At 37.6% G+C, this 1,347-nt stretch carries 1 protein-coding gene; it reads left to right on the top strand.

Going from position 1 to position 1,347, the window contains the following annotated elements:
- Positions 1-109: 109 nt before the first annotated feature.
- The coding region (locus DNK84_RS03265; protein ID WP_162902185.1) for a DUF11 domain-containing protein at positions 110-1,347 on the top strand (1,238 nt) is incomplete at its 3' end.

Raw genomic sequence — 1,347 nt, 5'->3', positions numbered from 1 at the left:
GGGGCTACTATATTGATGAATATGGTATAAAACATATAGTTGAAGAGGAAATAGACTAACGTGTTGTCTATACTTGTTTGTGATCATATCAAATTTTAGGAGTGCATTTATGCATCAAATTAAATTTTGGCTATTATTGAGTGTGAGTTTTTTATTAGGGTGTAGCAGTTCTGACAGTGGTAGCTCATCAGCTAGTTCATTGCAATTAAATTCATCTATACAGGCGCCAGAACAAGCTCAAAAGGGTGATTTAGTTCATGTGAAAATTAAAGCATTTACTAATGGAGGGTTGCAATCAGTGGCAGCTTCTGGAGATTCTCTTCCTGGCGTAGCCTGCTCAGCAATTAAGATTACAGGGGTTAAGGATGAGACAACGGCTGATAATGTTGACCTTAAGCTCATTATACTAGACTATGACACACAAGTAGGTCCTGGAAAAGCTTGCTGGAACGGAGTAGAAGGAGCAAACCTTGAATGTGGTGAAAGCTGTAATCAGATGATACGTTATGCAACCAAGGATGCGTCCCAAACAGGAAGCATCGATGGGAAAATAACCTTTGAAACGCTGTCACTAAATACCAAAGGGCGCACAAGTGTGAAAATTAACACAAATTTTATAAATGACGATCAGCGAAAAAAATTACCATTGACGATTATTCCAACCTTTAAACTGCGCCCAAATGCAGAATTTACAATTCAAATTAATAATACGTCTAATGAAACACTTAATACGGTTTATGTGGATTTTTCAAAGCTAAATTTATTGTTTCCAGAAGGTATTGACTACGAAAGTGTGGGTGACGGTTATTATGATGCAACATCTCAGCGTTGGATGGTTCCAGGGATATCGCCTGGAAAAAGTGTCACGTTGACCTATAAATTAAAAGACGTTGTGAGCGAAGAATTAAATAAGGTATCAGTTCAGTCTGCATTAGCAGATAACTCAGCTAAAAATCCAATACTATCTGTTGGCGCTGTTGATTATCAGACTGTTTACCCTTCGATAGGTGTCAGTAGATTACCGTATGACTATGTCAGCAGTAAAAAGAAATTTGTACTAAGTGAAAACCAATTTCAGGACAGCATTCAAATCTCTTTACCCAGTAATGCAATTTCTCCGTTAACTTTTATAGGTATTGATCGCACAAGCTTGCCACTAGGACTTGCAGTAGAAAGCTCAATTCCTGAAGGAAGCATGCTTAACCCAGGAGAAACAATGATGGTTAGAATAAATGCAAATGCAAATGTACAGACTAGCTCAGGGTATTTAGGAATAAAATTTTTAGGACGCGGTCAAACCTATGGTGATACATTAAGTGTTAACGTTAATGCAATGACAACGCTTAC

This window comes from Facilibium subflavum (assembly GCF_003574485.1).
Classification (GTDB): Bacteria; Pseudomonadota; Gammaproteobacteria; order Francisellales; family Francisellaceae; genus Facilibium; species Facilibium subflavum.
This window is presented reverse-complemented; position numbering and strand designations above follow the sequence as displayed.